This is a genomic window from Streptococcus dentasini (assembly GCF_053206945.1).
The window spans coordinates 14,173-32,124 of sequence record NZ_JBRUHS010000010.1 but is presented as its reverse complement, the minus strand read 5'-3'; the positions used below and the strand labels follow the sequence as shown (position 1 = coordinate 32,124).

Here is a 17,952-nt window from a genome sequence, read left to right as displayed (position 1 = left end):
GGTTCTAAAAGAGCCTCTTTTCAGGGTTATTTCTAAAAAATTCTACCACATACGTGTATAACTGCCAGTTATACTTAGCAAGTATAATATCTATAAACATTAGGTATTTGATTATGGCTGGTCAAACTGTTACACTAAATGAAAACTAACATAGTTAAGGAGTAAAACATGAAAACTGCTATTTTTGAAAAAGCCGGTCAAATGATCGTAGAAGAAGCACCAATGCCAACGATTCAGGCCACTGATGATGCCATTATTAAAATTGTTCGTGCCTGTGTTTGCGGTTCAGATCTTTGGTCATATTCACACGGCGATGAACGCGAGGAACACTCTGTAAACAGTGGTCACGAAGCACTTGGCATCGTCCAAGAAGTAGGACCTGATGTCATTAATGTCAAACCAGGTGACTTTGTTATCGTCCCATTTACCCATGGCTGTGGTGAATGTGATGCTTGTCGTTCTGGATTTGATGGTACTTGTGATAACCATCCAGCACCAACTAACTGGGGCGGCGGTTTTCAATCTGAATACCTTCGATTCCACTATGCTAACTGGGCTCTCATCAAGGTGCCTGGTCAGCCATCAGACTATTCAGAAGGCATGATTAAGTCACTTTTGACTCTTGCTGACGTTATGCCAACAGGCTACCACGCAGCACGGGTTGCTCATGTCGCTCTCGGTGATAGAGTTGTTGTTATTGGTGATGGTGCTGTTGGTCAATGTGCGGTTATTGCTGCTAAAATGCGCGGAGCTTCCCAGATTGTTCTGATGAGCCGTCATGAAGACCGTCAACAAATGGCCTTGTCTTCCGGTGCAACTGCTATTGTTGCGGAACGCGGAGAAGAAGGCATTGCTAAGGTTCGTGAAATTCTTGGTGGCGGTGCAGACGTTGCTCTGGAATGTGTCGGTACAGAAGGTGCACTCGAGCAAGCTCTCGGTGTCCTACATAATGGCGGCCGTATCGGCGCTGTCGGCGTGCCTCATTATGGCGATCATCGCATTGGTTCAACCTTTGCTCAAAACATTTCAATCGCAGGTGGTTCAGCATCTGTTACGACCTATGACAAGCAAATCTTGCTCAAGGCTGTTTTGGATGGCGATATCAACCCGGGTAAAGTCTTCACAGACACCTATAGCCTAGATGACATTAACCAAGCCTATCGTGATATGGCGGATCGCAAAGCTGTTAAATCAATGCTGGTAGTGGCGGAATGAAACAAGAGAGCGGGCAGAAATCAATCATTCGAAGAATTTGATTGTCCTCGCTTCCTTTCCAAGATAAAGATATCCCACCAGCAGTGGTTCATTGCTGCTAAAGCACCTAATGAACTGTTCAGGAGAAAGACTTCTTGGCTTTGTCAACAAGTCTTTCTTCCAATCACTGCGCCTAACAAATAAATAAGGCTGAGAACTTTTGTCTCAGCCTCTTAGGGACACTAAGTCAGTGTCCTTTTTTCTTTTTGCGGCGCTTTTCCTGCTTGAGCTGAAACTGTCTCTCCTTATATTCCTGCCGCTTTTGCCGTTTGGAGGCTTTCTTTTCCAGTTTCAGCAGCTCATGGCTAGCCTGCATGGCCTGTTGAGCCTTAGAGGATAGGGCAGGCTGTTTCATCTGCTTGCTAATTTCCCTTTGCATTCGCTTGGGATTGATGGATTTATACACAAGAGATGTATCTGGTTCAACGTTAACTAGGCCCAGCCTTTCTTGTTTTTGCATCCACTGGGTCAAATGAAGATAGATAAAATCAAGAATCTCGCTGTCCTTGGGTTCCTTACCAAAGGGATAGCGAAAGGCTTGATAACCCAGCTGTCTGTCCTGATATTCAATCAAACCAAACCAGAAACCGCCGTCAAAAAATACTGTCATTTTCATGCCAGCCCTCCAAAAAATAAATTTTGATAAGGGACGACCGGAGGGAAGGTTACTGACACTTGTTGAAGATAAGCAAAAGCAATGACCAAGCATGACGGTTGCCCACTGCTGGAAATTTCTAGATCTGACTTGAAAACTCTCCAAGTTTATCATTACACAAGTGCTTGCAGACTACCCAACTGCAACGTGTTTTTATATCATATGGCAGTATTATAACACTTTAGTTTGTATTTTTCTCATAAGCTTGAATCATTTTTTTCTGTGGTGTTGCCATAGGATAATTATCAAAATTTTGAGGAATTACCCAACACAAGTCTCTATCTCCCTTTAAGTCTGCTTGGTTAACTCGTCCTTCCAGCAACTGGATTTGCCATTTTTGATGGCTAAAAGTGTGTTTGACAAGAGGAAACTCTTCTTGAGACCAGACGGGCTTAAGACCGTAGTCCTCTTCAAAAAACTTCTGCAAAGAAACAGTTTCCAAAACTTGCTCGCTATCGTCTTCAAAGAGGTTGAGTTGCTTGGCTAGAAGCTGAGTTTCCATCAGCGGGAAAGACCAGAAACCAGCTAGAAGACCTGCTCCTTGATTCTTCTCCAGGAGAAATTGCCCTTGCTGATTCCGGATAACAAAGGCTTGTAAAAGCAGCGGCCTAGGCTTTTTCTTAGGCAATTTAATGGGATATTTGGCATAAGTTCCATGCAAGTAGGCAGCACTGAAGGCTCGGACGGGGCTCTCGTCAGGTCTGGGGTTTTTAGCAGATTCAATATCCGTTCCCAGATCCATCAGAGCCTGATTAAAGTCGCCAGGTCGCTCAGGATCAATCAGTTCTTCCATAATGGCCTGAAAGATTTTACGATTGCTGGGATTGCCAATATCATAATCAATTTCAAAAAGTCTAGCCAAAACTCGCATAACATTGCCATCCACAGCAGGCTCCGGTAAGTCAAAAGCAATACTGGCAATAGCACCTGCAGTATAGGGGCCGATGCCTTTTAGTGAAGCAATCTTATCGTAACTTTGTGGAAATTCTCCGCCAAAGTTCCCCACAATCTGCTGGGCAGCTACCTGCATATTACGAACACGAGAATAATATCCTAACCCTTCCCAAGCTTTGAGTAATTTCTCCTCGGGAGCTTGGGCTAGATCCTCAACTCTTGGGAACCAGTCTAAAAATCTCAAGTAATAAGGGATAACTGTCTGAACCTGAGTCTGTTGGAGCATAATTTCAGAGATCCAGATATGATAGGGATTCTTAGTCCGCCGCCAAGGCAGATCGCGCTTTTCCCTGTCGTACCACTCTAGGAGGGTTCGTCTAAAGGCGGAAATCGTAGGTTGATCCCACATCTCAATACCGTAATCTTTTAAATCAAGTTTTTTAACCATATAAAGATTATAGCAAAATTCTCTTTGGTCTCTAAAATAGAGTACTTCAATAAAAAGAAAAACATAATAAAAATCGAAGAAATACTTGACAAAAGAAAACGCTTACATTATAATTAAAATGTAAGCGAGATAAGACTTAATCAAGGAGGAAACCCTTATGATTAGATTGAATATTTCACGGTACAAGAATGGTGACAGTTGCCTATAGATGGTAGGCAGACTAAATAATTTTACACAGAGTTATAGCCGGAAGTATGAGATGTTGTGTTATGAGGTGATTAGAATGCTTAACATGAATATATCTCGGTATAAAAACGGTGACTAGCTAAACATTTAACTTGCATTCAAGGAGCGTTAGGGAGGCTTAAAGCTTGCAAAAGTGCCGGAGGTAGGGCTTATGTTGATGTTTGATATAGGTCGCTATAAAAATGGGGATTTCTTAGTTGTTGCGTAGAATAGCTAAAGGAGTGGTTCCCATGCCAAATTGAGGGTATAGCCTATGATAAACTGAGGTGGTTGTATGCTTATGTATAATCAAAGTCGTTACAAAAACGGAGACATTTGGGTTCGCTGCATAAAATAGCGCAAGGGGTGAAACCGATGTAATACAGAAAAAAGTAGGTTATAAACAACTATTATCAAGAGAGGTAATACTATGGTAAAGATGAATTTAAGCCGTTATAAAAACGGTGACAAGAATTTCTATTAACCTCCTTATGAGAATAGAAAGGCCGTGATGCCCGTGACAGATATTGAATCATACTATTAAAATCCGATTCTAGGTGTGCAGGAATCGGATTTTTTTGTGCTTTCAAATGGGGCTTCTTAACAAGTTATGAAGCCAGTCTAATACCTTCATTGATAGTCAATAGTCTGCGTCACCTTTACCTAAGAAAAACTATGAGTGTTCGTTAAGAGTGCCAATCTATCACTGTTTTTAGTAAGATAATTACTTTTTTATAATGTTTGATAAATTTTCTAAAAGATTTGTTTTATTTTACTTTATGATTGCTATTACCTAACAACATTAGAATCATCTTGAAAAAAACTAAAAAAAACATTAATATGAAACTATATTAGTAGATGAGTTGGTACCGCTAGATCTATTAGTATAAACTATTAATAAATTCAAGGAGAATTTTATGAACTCATTAGCATTTGAAGAATTTGAGGTTGCAACCACAGATAGTCTCTCTGAGGTAGAAGCAGGCGGGGCCCTTTTAGGTGTTGTAGGAGCAGTAGCTGGTGGAGTTGGCGGCTTCTTCACAGGAGGGGTTGCTGGAGCAGCTGTTGGAACAATAACTTTGCCAGTTGTTGGAACAATTGCAGGAACTACAGCTGGAGCTATCGGTGGAGCAGCAACTGGCGCCGTTACTGGTGGTTTAGCTGGAGCTAGCGTTAACACTTGGGGTAAATGGATCTAATCTACCCTAGAAAGGGAGATGCATATGTTGTCACCTAAGTTATGCTGGTTTGTTTTAGCCAGCTATCCTATTATGATACTTATTCCTGTGTTATTTCCACAGATAAAAAATATTAAGCTTATCGTGTTTTCTATACTATTGGTAGAAAATTTACTAGTTATAGCTCTTTATTTAAAAGGTAAGTATTTTAGCTAATTAGGTATGTTCCACCAGTACTTAAGCTTCTGTTCCTCTGCCTTTTGATAGCCTGACTTCTTTTATATTAAGGAGCCAGGCTTGTTTGCTAATTGGAGCTAGCGTTAATGTGGTCTCCATTAGATGTTAGATAGGTTTGATGTAAAAAAGTAACTTATAGTAGTTTATGAAACTATGAGGAGGATATCAATATTTCTTCTTCTATTAGTTTTGCTCCCTAGTAATAAAATGAGGCTGTTCAGTTATTCATTGCTTATGGCTAATGCATTAGTGGTTAGCCATATTTTTTATAAATCTAATTTGTTAAACTAGCAAAAAATAAAAATGAAAGGGGATAACTAATGTATCCACAACCTAAGAAATCAGTAGCGCCTTTGGTGCTCGGCATCTTGTCATTAATCTTTTCAGTCCTGTTTGCTATCATTGGTCTTATTCTTGGAATTATTGGGCTGTCACTAGGAATCAGTAAAAATAAAGGTCAGGAATTTGATTACAAGATTCCTATTATTTTAAATAGTCTGGGTATTGGTATTGCAGCTGTTAATATGATTATTGGCTTTATTCAAGGCTATATGAACGCCCGCTAAGACTGATAATAAACTAAATTGGAAGTTGTGCAAAATCTGTTATTATTGATATTTGTTCATTGCATGTTTATACAAGTGTTTTAGAGATAACGAATATTTATTAATGATTGGACACCCAAATAAATTAATTTTGTATGCGCTCCAGAAGAATTGACTGGAGTAAATGGTGGAGGTTATATTCCTGCTGCAGCTGGCGCAGCAGCTGTATGTTTTAGTGGTATATAAGAGGTAGTTTCTCAAATTTATTAAATTATGAGGAGGACATTGATCTCCCCCTCTTCATTTTGGGGGATTTTTGAAGGGCAATACCACTAAATATTCAGAAAATTATTTTAATTATGACGCTAATCTTGAAATTTGATTAAAATAAGCTTAACAATATTGTCAAGTGCAACTAAAGTTGTTAGACTGATTGGTGTACAGGTGGTGTACTTTATTTATTCTAGTTATAGTTACTGGATTTTGGGGGCTGGATTAAGATCTGGAACCAAGTTATTGATGTTCGTTTTATTAATTTAAAATGGATAATAAGAAATGTGCACTCAATATCACTCTGCTGTTTTAGAGAGAAGTGACTCGACTTTTATTATCTTTAAAGTCGGGTCACTTTTTAGGGATATTATCGGTAATAAAATTTAGGAAAGCAATTTTATGAAACAAGTTATTTACATTATTCTTATCGTCATTGCGGTTAATGTGCTCTTGGAAGTAGTTAAGCGCCTCTCTGGCAGAGGAATGCCTGCCCCCTCGCAATCTCAAGGACAGGGGCGCAGCCGCTTATTCTGGCGCAGACAGTACAAGTTTGTTCCTCAAATTGATACCAGAGACTGTGGTCCGGCAGCCTTGGCTTCTGTTGCCAAGCATTATGGCTCAGACTATTCTATTGCCCATCTGCGGGAGCTCTCAAAGACCGATAAGCAAGGAACGACTGCCCTAGGTATCGTTGAGGCTGCTAAGAAGCTGGGATTTGAGACCCGCTCTATTAAGGCAGACATGACCCTTTTTGATTACGACGACTTAACATATCCTTTTATTGTGCATGTCGTCAAGGGAAAAAGAATGCAGCACTATTATGTCGTTTATGCCAATGAAAAGGATCATCTGATTATTGGTGACCCCGATCCTACGGTCAAGGTTACGCGGATGAGCAAGGAAGAATTCCAAAAAGAATGGACCGGTGTCGCCATCTTCCTAGCCCCTCAGCCTAGCTATAAACCGCATAAAGACAACAAGAATGGCCTAACCAGTTTCTTCCCGCTGATTTTTAAGCAGAAGGCGCTGATGACCTATATCATTCTGGCTAGTTTAATTGTTACCTTGATTGATATTGTTGGATCTTACTATCTGCAGGGGATTTTGGACTCCTACATTCCTGATCAATTAATCTCTACCCTAGGGATTATCACAATCGGTCTGGTTGTAACTTACATTATTCAGCAGATGATGAATTTTGCCAAGGAATATCTCTTGGCTGTCTTGAGTATTCGCTTGGTTATTGATGTTATTCTCTCTTATATCAAGCATATCTTCACCCTGCCTATGTCCTTCTTTGCGACTCGGCGAACCGGTGAGATTACTTCTCGTTTTACCGATGCCAATCAGATTATTGATGCAGTCGCTTCGACTATTTTTTCGGTCTTTCTAGATTTGACTATGATCGTCTTGGTCGGTGGGGTTTTGCTGGTTCAAAATAATAACCTCTTCTTTTTGACTTTGATTTCTGTCCCTGTCTATGCCATCATCATCTTTGCTTTCTTAAAGCCTTTTGAAAAGATGAATCATGAGATGATGGAAAGCAATGCTATTGTCAGCTCATCAATCATCGAGGATATTAATGGTATGGAAACCATTAAGTCACTAACTAGTGAAGATGCACGTTATCAGAGTGTTGACAGTGAATTTGTGGATTACTTGGAAAAGAACTTCAAGCTGCATAAATATACTGCTATTCAAAACGCCCTGAAAACAGGCTCCAAGATGATCCTCAATGTTGTTATCCTCTGGTATGGTGCTCGTTTAGTTATGGATGGCAAAATCTCTGTCGGTCAGCTCATTACCTTTAATGCTCTCTTGTCTTACTTCTCAAACCCTATTGAGCGTATTATTGGTCTGCAGACAAAACTGCAATCAGCCCGCGTGGCGAATACGCGTCTGAACGAAGTTTACCTAGTGGATTCTGAGTTTGATAATAATGGGGAACTGTCCGAAACGACCTTCCTGGATGGGGATATCTCTTTTGAAAATCTATCCTATAAATATGGATTTGGTCGCGATACTCTTTCCAATATTAACCTAACTATCAAAAAAGGTGATAAAGTTAGTATCGTTGGACCTAGTGGTTCGGGTAAGACAACCTTAGCCAAAATGATCGTCAATTTCTACGAACCTAACCGTGGCATTGTCCGCCTCAATGGAAATGATCTGAAAGTTATTGATAAGACCGCTCTGCGGCAGCATATCAATTATTTGCCGCAACAGGCCTATGTTTTTAGTGGTTCTATCATGGATAATCTAACCCTCGGTGCCAAAGAGGGAACGACCCAAGAGGACATTATCCGTGCTTGTGAGATTGCGGAAATCCGCAAGGATATTGAGCAAATGCCGCTTGGTTATCAGACAGAATTATCAGATGGTGCTGGTGTATCTGGTGGACAGAAACAGCGGATTGCCTTGGCTCGTGCCCTCTTGACGAAGTCGCCGGTACTTATTCTCGACGAAGCTACCAGCAGCTTGGATGTATTAACTGAGCGTAAAATTGTCGATAATCTCTTGAAGATGACAGATAAGACTGTTATCTTCGTGGCGCACCGCTTGAGTATTTCTCAGCGCACCAACACCGTTATTGTGATGGAGCAAGGCCAGGTCGTTGAACAAGGAAGTCCTAAAGAGCTCTTGGCTAATAAAGGCCTTTATGCTGAGCTGTTTAATTGAAAGAGAGGACAAACATGGATCCGAAATTTTTACAAAGTGCCGAATTTTATAGGAGACGTTATCACAACTTTGCGACCTTGCTGATTGTCCCTGTAGTCTGCCTGATTATTTTTATTGTGGTCTTTCTCTGCTTTGCCAAAAAGGAAATTACTGTAATTTCCACTGGTGAAGTGGCTCCGACTAGGGTTGTGTCAGTTATTCAATCCTACAGCGATGCTTCTGTTGCAAAAAATAATCTAGACAATAATGCGACTGTTAAGGAAGGTGACCTTCTGATTGGCTATTCAGAAGACGCTAGTCCTAAACGGCAAGAAGAGCAGGAAAAGATTGTCAAAGATAGGCAGGAGCGCGATAAGAAGGACAAGAAAAAGGACAAAAAAGATAAAAAAGACAAGAAAAAAGATAAGAAGGATAAAAAGAAATCCAAAAAGAAGAAAAAATCTAAGGACAAGAAAAAGAAAGATAAAAAGTCCAAAAAGAAAGATAGCAGCAATGAAACCAAGAAGGTGACGCTCTTTGCTCCTGAAGATGGTATTATCCATATCAATCCTAAGTACGAAGGTGCAAACCTTCTGCCTAGTGGAGCTGAGATCGGTCAAATTTATCCCGACATTAAAAAGACTAAGACCGTTCTTATCAGTTACTATGTCACATCTGATGATGTTGTTTCGATGGAGAAAGGGCAAAAAACCCGGCTCTCTCTAGAAAGAAAGGGCAATGATAAGGTAACTATTGAGGGAAAAATTACCAATGTAGCTTCCTCTGCTATAACGACCAAGAAGGGGAATGTCTTCAAAGTTACGGCTAAGGCTAAGCTGTCTAAAAAGGACAGCAAACTAGTCAAGTATGGTATGACTGGTAAGACCGTTACTGTTACCGATAAAAAGACTTACTTTGACTATTTTAAGGACAAATTGCTCCACAAGATGGAAAATTAAGCTTAATTCACAATCCGGCTCAAACTGAGTTGGATTTTTATTTTTAAATTCTAATAATTTAAAAGGTGTCTGTTTTTTATCTATTTAATTAACTTTTAAGAAAATGCTTGCAAAATAAACCAATGCCTGTTAAAATAACTATTAACAATTGAAGATAAATTTGATTGTTAATAAAATCAGGTCGATTTACTGAATCAGTAAGAGACGAAACAAAAATAAGGAGACCATTTATATGAATTCATTGGCATTTGAACAATTTGACAACTTAGAAACAGAAGCCTTGACAACTTTTGCAGGTGGAGAGTATAAAGACTACGGTCGTTGCTTGGCAGCTACGGAAGGCGGCGTAATTGGCGGTGGCTTGGCAGCAGGCCTCGGGACAGCTGGTTTAGTGGCTGCTGCAGGCGGACCAGTTGGTTGGGGTGCTGGAGCTCTTATTGCAGGAGTTACCTTGCTGGGAGCTGCTGGTGGCGGTTCGTTGGCATTTGGTAGTGCAGATGCTTGCTCTTCAGTCCCAGGATAGCTATACAAGAGGTTTGTTAATCAAACTCAATACTCTGTGATTCTATAAAATTTACTCTGAGCATCATTGATCCAACTCCAACTGAGTTGGATTTCTATTTATTTTCAAATGAAAATAAATAGAAAATTTAGTGGCTGTTATCAGGGGTCTTATAATTTGATTAAACCGCTAGAAATCGCTTGCTTATAAGCATTTTATCTTTTACAATGGTCACTGTCAGTTGAAAAAATTCGATTGACAAATAAACAAACTGCTCAGATTTACGTGAAGCAGTAGATGATCAAGTAAAAAATGAGGAGGATATTCACATGAAAGCAAATACTGCAATGATGAATTATGCTGAGTTAACAGATGAGGAGCTTCAAGAAATCACCGGCGGCGGCCTCTTTGATAGTGTCACAGATTTCGTTAATACAGTTGATACAGTTATTACCGCTGTTGAAAATGCATATTCAATTGCAAAAGATGCAATCATCATTTCGTAATAGATCAGTGTGCATTTGGCTAAGGAAACTTGAAGGTTAGTTCTGAAATCATGCTTTCAGTAATTGATCAAAATAAGACTAAAAAATAGCTAAGTTCGATTCTAGATTCCTAGGATCGAATTTTCTATTTATATTCAAATGAAAATAAATAGAAAGTTTAACAAGTGTTATCAGAGATCTTTTAATCTGATTAAATCGTTAAAAATCGCTTGATTCTAGGTTTTTCATCCTTTACAATGACTACTGTCAATTGAAAAGATTTTCGATTGATGAGTAAAATCAGGTCAGATTTACACGGAGTAATGAAAGACTAAGTTAAAATAAGGAGGTATTCAACATGAATACAATTGCATTTGAAGAATTTGAAACAATGAAGGCAGATAGCTTGACAGCTGTTTCAGGAGGGTTTTTACCATTCCCACCAATTCCTCCATATCCAGGTTCAGGTCTAGATCCATATTCTGGTATTGGAGCAGTTGCTGGCGCAGCTGTTGGCGCTCTTTTGCCACCAGTGGGTGTAGGTGCAGAGGTAGGAGCTGCTGTCGGAGCTCTTTCAGACTATTAAGAGTCAATAGCTAAGACAAGGTTAGTCTGGCGCGGATTTATTTCAGTAGTCTGACTGATTTTAAGACTAAATCATTAAAAACTAGTGATTAAACAACTTTCTATTGAGATACTCAAAGCCTATCTATTCTTTACTAGGGATAGACAGGCTTTTTAGTATTATTCTAAGTTGACTTTTTGAGGTGGGGAGCTGAATCGGACAGCCTACCCTATAGAGAAAATCAACAGTGAAAATTGACCGTTTTTCCTTGCATTGGTAGTTATATTCCTGTATAATATTACCTTGTGAGTATCCCTCACTTACCCCTTGCAGAGACTGGGGGTCATTAGACCAAAAGGAGGAAAACATCAATGGCTAAATACGAAATTCTTTATATTATTCGTCCAAACATTGAAGAAGAAGCTAAGAACGCTTTGGTAGAACGCTTTGACGCTATCTTGACAGACAACGGTGCAACTGTTGCTGAATCAAAAGATTGGGAAAAACGTCGCTTGGCTTATGAAATCCAAGATTTCACAGAAGGTCTCTACCATATCGTTAATGTTGAATCTGATAACGCTCATGCTCTTAATGAATTTGATCGTCTGTCAAAAATCAACAACGACATTCTTCGTCACATGATTGTTAAGCTTGACGCTTAAGAAGGTAGCTTATGATAAATAACGTCGTACTAGTTGGCCGCATGACCCGTGATGCGGAACTTCGTTACACCCCGTCTAATCAAGCCGTTGCGACTTTCAGCCTAGCTGTGAATCGTAATTTTAAAAACCAAAATGGTGAGCGTGAGGCTGATTTCATTAACTGTGTGATTTGGCGTCAGCAAGCTGAAAACTTGGCCAACTGGGCTAAAAAAGGAGCCTTGATTGGGATTACTGGTCGTATCCAGACCCGTAATTATGAGAACCAGCAAGGTCAACGGGTTTATGTAACTGAAGTAGTCGCTGATAATTTCCAACTGTTGGAAAGTCGTGCAACGCGTGAAGCTAATAGCAGTAGTTCTTACAATGCTGGTGGTAACAATCCCTCAGGCTTTGCTTCACAGGATTCGCAGCCAACACCAAACTTCGGCCGTGATGAAAGTCCATTTGGCAACTCTAACCCAATGGATATTTCTGACGACGACCTTCCATTCTAAGTGAAAAAAGACAAGGGCTTGCAGACAAGTCAAAAAATAATATAAAGGAGAATAAATATGGCTCAACAACGTCGTGGCGGATTCAAACGCCGTAAAAAAGTTGATTATATCGCAGCTAACAAGATTGAATACGTTGATTACAAAGATACTGAACTGCTTAGCCGCTTTGTTTCTGAGCGTGGGAAAATTTTGCCACGCCGCGTAACTGGAACATCTGCTAAGAACCAACGTAAGGTAACGACAGCAATTAAACGTGCTCGCGTTATGGCTCTTATGCCATTTGTAAACGAAGACTAATCGGGTCTATTGACCGCTTAGCAAAAAACCGACCGAAAGAGGTCGTTTTTTTTACCCTTAAAAACAGAAGAATAAGAGTATTCTCTTTTGTGTGAAACAGGAAGACAAATAAGTGCCCTTATTCATCTCACTAAGAAAAAATCCCAGGCTTATGCAGACTGAAATTTCTAAGATTTTATTTTTGAGCAGGACTAGGGCTTCTGAGTTGCCAAGGCACTTTGGATATTATATTGTTTCTTAAGGAAGTATTTAAGAGCGAAACTAAGTCCGCTGATAACAATCATAACAAGTCCAGGGAGAACAGGATTTAATGCCTTAGGAATCAAGGCTGTAGCTCCAACAAAACCAATCCAAATCAGCGTAAAGACAGCCATATACATTAGGGATCTCCATAGACTAGGCCGCTCGCTTTTAGGTTTTCCTGCATATCGGTAAACAAAGTGATAAAGAGCATAAAGAGCAGCACCGCCAGTCAGGGCAGTAACAATAGTGGTCACAATACCATAACCTTGCTGGTAGTAATGTTTGTTAGCAAGAGATGTGAGACCATAGATAAGACCGAAAAATCCTAGAAGCATCAGACTGCTATCCAGCCACATCAGCCAAGGATTCTTATTTGTATCATCCCTCTGCGCTTGATTGGCTTGGGTAGAGCTGGACTCTGTAAATGTTTTAGCCCAGATAGTAGGCGCTCCAAAGAGAGAACGGGCTGTATGTCCTTCCTTTTGATTTTCAATAATAGTTGGAAGGACATCGGCCAAGATAGCCTCAATCTCTTCTTGACTTTTGCCATCCTTTTGAAGTTGATGGCTGGCAATCGTAATAAATTCCCGATTTTTTTTGGTCAATTCCTGTAAATCCATAGGGTGGTAGTCTCCTGTTTTGATAAGTTTTGAAATATTTGAAATTAGAACCAGCGCTTACGAATGAAATAGATAACGACAGTCAAACTCATGACTGAAGCAATAAAAACAATAAACCAGAAGGCGTGTGGCAGACCATTTAAAGGCAACCAGTTGTTTTTAAAATTCATCCCATAAGCCGAGAAGACAACAGTTGGGATATCTAAGGCCATGGTCATTAGCGCCAGTGTCTTCATAATAGAATTCTGGTTGTTAGAAATAATAGAAGCTGATGTTTCAGTCATGACATTGAGGACATTTTCATAGATGCTGGCCATCTCGATGGCCTGTTGCGTTTCAATCAAGGTATCCTCTAGTAAATCTTCATCGTCGATATATTTTTTCAAACTGGAGGCGTTGCCTGTCAGCTTTTTGACAATACGTTCATTGATTTTCAACGAAGCCTTTAGGTAAATGATAGACTTCTCCAACTCCATCATATCAATAAGCTGCTCATTTCTTGTTGCATCCTCTAGTTGGGCTTCGATACGATCGCTTTGGCGGTCGATCGAGCGCAGGGCAGTTAGAAAGAGCTCGGCATTGCGATAGAGAAGTTGAAAGACAAATCGTGTCTTCATAAAAGTGTAGAAGCCTCGTACTCGTCGATTAAGAAAATTATCAAAGAGGATCAATGGTTCCAAACAAGTAGTAATAACGACTTGGTTTGTGACGATAATCCCTAAAGGGATGGTCACATAGTAGCTCTTGCCATTGCGATCTTCTTGAGTTGGCACATCAACGATAATCAGGGTGTAGTTGTCCTCAACACTGATCCGCGAACTTTCTTCGGCATCTAGGGGTGCTCTTAGGTCGGTAATGTCAATACTGAACTGCTCAGCAAGTTTGACAGATTCTTCCTGGGAAGGGTTCACAAGATTGATCCAAGCCCCAGGCTCGAATGTTTCTATTTCGTTGAGTTGATTATTGGCAGAAAGAAACATTTGTTCCATAAGAACCCCTCCTCATAGTGATAATTTGCTCCAAGGCACACCTTACCATTATACTATAATTAGCTGGGTTTGTGGGTAGCTTTTTATAAAAAATTCTTAGCTCTTGAGAGGAAAGTTGGTTCAGTTGTTAACAGGTAAACTTATGATACCCCTCTTGATAAAAGCCTCTATTTTTGTTAAACTTAAGCATGAGAATCGGGACGAACGTATGCGGAGTGATACGACTTTTGACTGATAGTTTTATCAAGTGAAAGTAGCGGATTCTGTTGTTGGTTGAATGTCCTTGATAGTTTACGATAAGGAGCCTGCTATGTCCGAACGCGGATTGTTGATTGTTTTCTCTGGACCTTCTGGGGTCGGCAAGGGAACGGTTCGTCAGGAAATATTTTCAACGCCAGACCATAAATTTGAATATTCGGTCTCGATGACGACCCGTGCTCAACGCCCTGGAGAACAGAATGGTGTTGATTATTTTTTCCGAACCCGTGAAGAGTTTGAAGAGTTGATTCGCCAAGGACAGATGCTGGAGTACGCTGAATATGTCGGTAATTACTATGGTACTCCCCTAACCTATGTTAATGAAACGCTAGATAAAGGCATTGACGTTTTTCTGGAAATTGAGGTTCAAGGAGCGCTCCAAGTTAAGAAAAAAGTACCAGACGGGGTTTTTATATTTCTGACACCGCCTGATTTAGAGGAACTAAAAGATCGTTTGGTTGGTCGCGGAACAGATAGCGACACAATTATTGCTCAGCGTATTGAACGGGCCAAAGAGGAAATTGCCCTTATGCGTGAGTACGACTACGCAGTGGTCAATGATGAAGTACCTGCAGCAGCAGAACGTGTCAAACGTATTATTGAAGCGGAGCACTGTCGCGTCGATCGGGTTATTGGCCGCTATAATAAGATGATTCAAGATATTTAAGTTAGAAAAGAGATACTGCTTTATGATGTTAAAACCTTCTATTGATACCCTTTTGGATAAGATACCTTCAAAATATTCTCTCTGCATTTTACAGGCCAAACGTGCTCATGAACTAGAAGAAGGAGCCAAGCCAACTCAAAGCTTTAAATCTGTTAAAGCAACCTTGCAGGCTTTAGAAGAAATTGAAGCTGGCAAAGTGACGATTCATCCAGATCCTGCTGCCAAGCGTGCTGCTGTTATTGCACGTGCAGAAGCCGAGCGTCGGGCTAAGGAAGAAGAAGAACGTAAGATTAAAGAACAAATTGCTAAGGAAAAAGAAGAAGAAGGTGAAAAGATTTAAGATTTTGCCAGATAATCAAAGAAAAAGCACGAGCTGGGATTTGGTAATCTCAGCTTCCTTAATTTTTTCAGCTGTTGTCAAGCATTCTAAAGGAGGGGCAGTATGGAAAAGATAGCCAAGGTCATTGTTGATGTACCTTTGATGCAGACGGATAAACCTTTTTCCTATCGAATCCCAGCCGAACTGACAGACCTGGTCAGCCTAGGCAGTCGGGTGCATGTTCCCTTTGGTAGGAGCAATCGTCTCCTGCAAGGTTTTGTTGTTGGATTTGATGAAGGCGATCCTCAAGATTTGAAAAAATTAGTAGCTGTCTTGGATTTTGAACCAGTTCTCAACCAAGAGCAGCTAGAATTGGCGGATTACATGCGTCATACTGTTTTTTCCTACAAAATTTCTATTCTCAAATCTATGATTCCGAGTCTCCTCAATTCTGACTATGACCGTATTTTGGAGGCAACTGATGCCTTGTCTGATTTGGATAGAGAGCTTATTTTTGGTAAGCAAGATCAAATTTATTATTCTGCTTTGGATAGCAGTTTAGAAGGTCAGGTGACTAGGTTGGTTAGGGCAGGGCAGATTAGGATTCGTTATTCGGCTAAGGATAAAAAAACTCTAAAGACAGTGAAATACTATCGTCCTGTCTTTGATAAGCTTAAAGAGTTGGAAATTGCCAAGAGAGCTAAAAAACGCCAAGAGCTTAAGAATTTTTTACTGACTCACCCGAACTCAGCCTTACTTTCTGACTTACAGAAACAGTTTTCGCGTGATCAAATTAACTTTTTTAGGGACGCTGGTGCACTCGCAATTGAGGAGGTTGAGGTGAACCGCAGTCAGTCCTATTTTGCTCATGTTGAAAAGAGCGACTTTCTAAAGCTTAATGCCGAGCAGGCCTATGCTGTTGAGAGCATTACAGCTGACATAGGACGAGATAATAAGCCTTACCTGCTGGAGGGGATTACCGGTTCTGGAAAAACAGAAGTCTACCTCCACATTATTGATCATGTCCTGAAGATAGGAAAAACGGCTATTGTCCTAGTGCCTGAAATTTCTCTGACCCCCCAGATGACTAACCGCTTTATCTCACGTTTTGGTGAGCAGGTTGCAATCATGCATTCGGGACTGTCAGATGGAGAAAAATACGATGAGTGGCGCAAGATTAAATCGGGTCAGGCTAAGGTTGTAGTTGGTGCCCGTTCGGCTATTTTCAGTCCGCTGACTAATATCGGAGCGATTATCATTGATGAGGAGCATGAGGCAACCTACAAACAGGAATCTAATCCTCGCTATCACGCTCGAGATGTAGCACTCCTGCGTGCCCGCTATCATAAGGCTGTCTTGGTCATGGGGTCTGCTACTCCTAGCATTGAGAGTCGGGCGCGTGCTAGCCGTGAGGTTTATCATTTTATTCGTTTAACCCAGCGGGCTAATCCTTTAGCAAAAGTTCCCAAGGTCGAGATTATTGACTTTAGGGATTATCTAGGTAAGCAAGAAATTAGCAATTTCACCCCGCTTCTATTGGATAAAATCAGGGATCGCTTGGACAAAAAAGAACAGATTGTCCTCATGCTTAACCGCCGCGGATTCTCAAGTTTTATTATGTGCCGAGAGTGCGGCTATGTCGATGATTGTCCTAATTGTGATATTTCTCTGACCCTGCACATGGACACTAAGACAATGAATTGCCACTACTGTGGCTTTCAAAAGGGAATCCCTCACACCTGTCCAAATTGCAGCAGCTCCAGCATTCGTTACTATGGAACAGGTACGCAGAAAGCCTTCGACGAGCTTCAGGAAATACTACCAGAAGCCCGTATTATTCGCATGGATGTCGATACAACTAGGAAAAAAGGTGCGCATGAAAAGATTTTAGAGTCTTTTGGTCGAGGGGAGGCAGATATTTTGCTGGGAACCCAAATGATCGCCAAGGGGCTAGATTTTCCTAATGTTACCCTAGTGGGGGTACTCAATGCAGATACGTCCTTGAATCTTCCAGATTTTCGTTCAGCTGAAAGAACCTTTCAGCTCTTGACCCAAGTAGCGGGACGAGCTGGTCGGGCAGAAAAAGCTGGCGAAGTCCTGATTCAAACCTATAATCCTAATAATTACGCTATTCAGCTGGCGCAACAACAGGATTATGAAGCCTTTTATACCTATGAAATGGCAGTTCGCAGGCAATTAGCCTATCCGCCTTATTACTATACTGTCGGTTTAACCCTGTCTCATAAAAATGAAGAGAGGGTTATCCAGAAGTCCTTTGAAGTTGTTAACCTGCTTAAGAAGCAGCTGAGCAACAAGATAAAAATCTTGGGGCCAACACCTAAGCCTATTGCTCGTACCCACAACCTCTATCATTATCAAATTATTATCAAGTATCGGTTTGAAGACAGATTAGAAACGGTGCTTAATCAGATTTTAGATTTGACGCAAGAAAAAGACAATAAGGATTTACGTCTGATCATTGATCATGAGCCGCAAAGTTTTGTCTAAGACTGGAAGCTTGTTGT

At 40.6% G+C, this 17,952-nt stretch carries 18 protein-coding genes; 14 read left to right on the top strand and 4 right to left on the bottom strand.

Annotated features, from left to right (window positions below; genetic code table 11):
• Positions 1-168 precede the first annotated feature (168 nt).
• The gene (locus ACVR1G_RS08090) at positions 169-1,215 is read left to right on the top strand and encodes a zinc-binding dehydrogenase (protein WP_447452669.1); all 1,047 of its coding nucleotides are present in this window, start codon (positions 169-171) and stop codon (positions 1,213-1,215) included.
• A gap of 226 nt (positions 1,216-1,441) precedes the next feature.
• Here the strand turns inward: ACVR1G_RS08090 and ACVR1G_RS08085 are convergent, their stop codons facing one another.
• Positions 1,442-1,870: a YjdF family protein gene (locus tag ACVR1G_RS08085; RefSeq protein ID WP_447452668.1), complete on the bottom strand. Its 429-nt coding sequence runs from the start codon at positions 1,868-1,870 to the stop codon at positions 1,442-1,444.
• Between the two features lie 220 nt (positions 1,871-2,090).
• On the bottom strand, positions 2,091-3,251 hold the full coding sequence (gene mutY / locus ACVR1G_RS08080) for an A/G-specific adenine glycosylase (protein ID WP_447452667.1): 1,161 nt from the start codon (positions 3,249-3,251) through the stop codon (positions 2,091-2,093).
• 1,142 nt (positions 3,252-4,393) lie between these two features.
• Here mutY and ACVR1G_RS08075 point away from each other — a divergent pair.
• The 10 genes from ACVR1G_RS08075 to rpsR all read left to right on the top strand — a co-directional run bounded on the left by ACVR1G_RS08075 (position 4,394) and on the right by rpsR (position 12,331).
• Positions 4,394-4,675 carry a bacteriocin gene (locus ACVR1G_RS08075; protein WP_447452666.1) on the top strand — a complete coding sequence of 94 codons (282 nt, stop codon included), beginning with the start codon at positions 4,394-4,396 and terminating at the stop codon, positions 4,673-4,675.
• A 536-nt stretch (positions 4,676-5,211) separates the two neighbouring features.
• Entirely contained in the window at positions 5,212-5,457 is a 246-nt protein-coding gene (locus tag ACVR1G_RS08070) for a hypothetical protein (protein WP_447452665.1), read from the top strand.
• 651 nt (positions 5,458-6,108) lie between these two features.
• Positions 6,109-8,388: a peptide cleavage/export ABC transporter gene (locus tag ACVR1G_RS08065; protein WP_447452664.1), complete on the top strand. Its 2,280-nt coding sequence runs from the start codon at positions 6,109-6,111 to the stop codon at positions 8,386-8,388.
• Positions 8,389-8,402: 14 nt separating this feature from the next.
• Entirely contained in the window at positions 8,403-9,326 is a 924-nt protein-coding gene (locus ACVR1G_RS08060; RefSeq protein WP_447452663.1) for an HlyD family efflux transporter periplasmic adaptor subunit, read from the top strand.
• A gap of 232 nt (positions 9,327-9,558) precedes the next feature.
• Positions 9,559-9,849 (top strand): hypothetical protein, encoded by a 291-nt coding sequence (locus ACVR1G_RS08055; protein WP_447452662.1) that lies wholly within the window; start codon positions 9,559-9,561, stop codon positions 9,847-9,849.
• A 308-nt stretch (positions 9,850-10,157) separates the two neighbouring features.
• Complete coding sequence (locus ACVR1G_RS08050; RefSeq protein ID WP_447452661.1) at positions 10,158-10,334, top strand: bacteriocin; 177 nt, start codon at positions 10,158-10,160, stop codon at positions 10,332-10,334.
• A gap of 337 nt (positions 10,335-10,671) precedes the next feature.
• Positions 10,672-10,899, top strand: coding sequence for a bacteriocin (locus ACVR1G_RS08045; protein ID WP_447452660.1), 228 nt, complete (start codon positions 10,672-10,674; stop codon positions 10,897-10,899).
• Positions 10,900-11,249: 350 nt separating this feature from the next.
• Positions 11,250-11,540, top strand: a complete 291-nt coding sequence (rpsF, locus tag ACVR1G_RS08040; RefSeq protein ID WP_447452659.1) for a 30S ribosomal protein S6 — start codon at positions 11,250-11,252, stop codon at positions 11,538-11,540.
• Positions 11,541-11,551: 11 nt separating this feature from the next.
• Positions 11,552-12,034 carry a single-stranded DNA-binding protein gene (locus ACVR1G_RS08035; protein ID WP_447452658.1) on the top strand — a complete coding sequence of 161 codons (483 nt, stop codon included), beginning with the start codon at positions 11,552-11,554 and terminating at the stop codon, positions 12,032-12,034.
• 57 nt (positions 12,035-12,091) lie between these two features.
• On the top strand, positions 12,092-12,331 hold the full coding sequence (gene rpsR / locus ACVR1G_RS08030) for a 30S ribosomal protein S18 (protein ID WP_000068664.1): 240 nt from the start codon (positions 12,092-12,094) through the stop codon (positions 12,329-12,331).
• A 191-nt stretch (positions 12,332-12,522) separates the two neighbouring features.
• Here the strand turns inward: rpsR and ACVR1G_RS08025 are convergent, their stop codons facing one another.
• Both ACVR1G_RS08025 and ACVR1G_RS08020 read right to left on the bottom strand, forming a co-directional pair.
• On the bottom strand, positions 12,523-13,194 hold the full coding sequence (locus ACVR1G_RS08025; protein ID WP_447452657.1) for a DUF1129 domain-containing protein: 672 nt from the start codon (positions 13,192-13,194) through the stop codon (positions 12,523-12,525).
• Positions 13,195-13,238: 44 nt separating this feature from the next.
• Positions 13,239-14,183: a magnesium transporter CorA family protein gene (locus ACVR1G_RS08020; protein WP_447452656.1), complete on the bottom strand. Its 945-nt coding sequence runs from the start codon at positions 14,181-14,183 to the stop codon at positions 13,239-13,241.
• A 310-nt stretch (positions 14,184-14,493) separates the two neighbouring features.
• Between ACVR1G_RS08020 and gmk the strand changes: the two genes are divergently transcribed.
• The 3 genes from gmk to ACVR1G_RS08005 all read left to right on the top strand — a co-directional run bounded on the left by gmk (position 14,494) and on the right by ACVR1G_RS08005 (position 17,935).
• On the top strand, positions 14,494-15,108 hold the full coding sequence (gene gmk / locus ACVR1G_RS08015; RefSeq protein WP_447452655.1) for a guanylate kinase: 615 nt from the start codon (positions 14,494-14,496) through the stop codon (positions 15,106-15,108).
• Positions 15,109-15,130: 22 nt separating this feature from the next.
• A complete protein-coding gene (rpoZ, locus tag ACVR1G_RS08010) occupies positions 15,131-15,448 on the top strand; it encodes a DNA-directed RNA polymerase subunit omega (protein WP_447452654.1) in 318 nt (105 codons plus the stop codon).
• A 102-nt stretch (positions 15,449-15,550) separates the two neighbouring features.
• Positions 15,551-17,935 carry a primosomal protein N' gene (locus tag ACVR1G_RS08005; protein ID WP_447452653.1) on the top strand — a complete coding sequence of 795 codons (2,385 nt, stop codon included), beginning with the start codon at positions 15,551-15,553 and terminating at the stop codon, positions 17,933-17,935.
• Positions 17,936-17,952 lie beyond the last annotated feature (17 nt).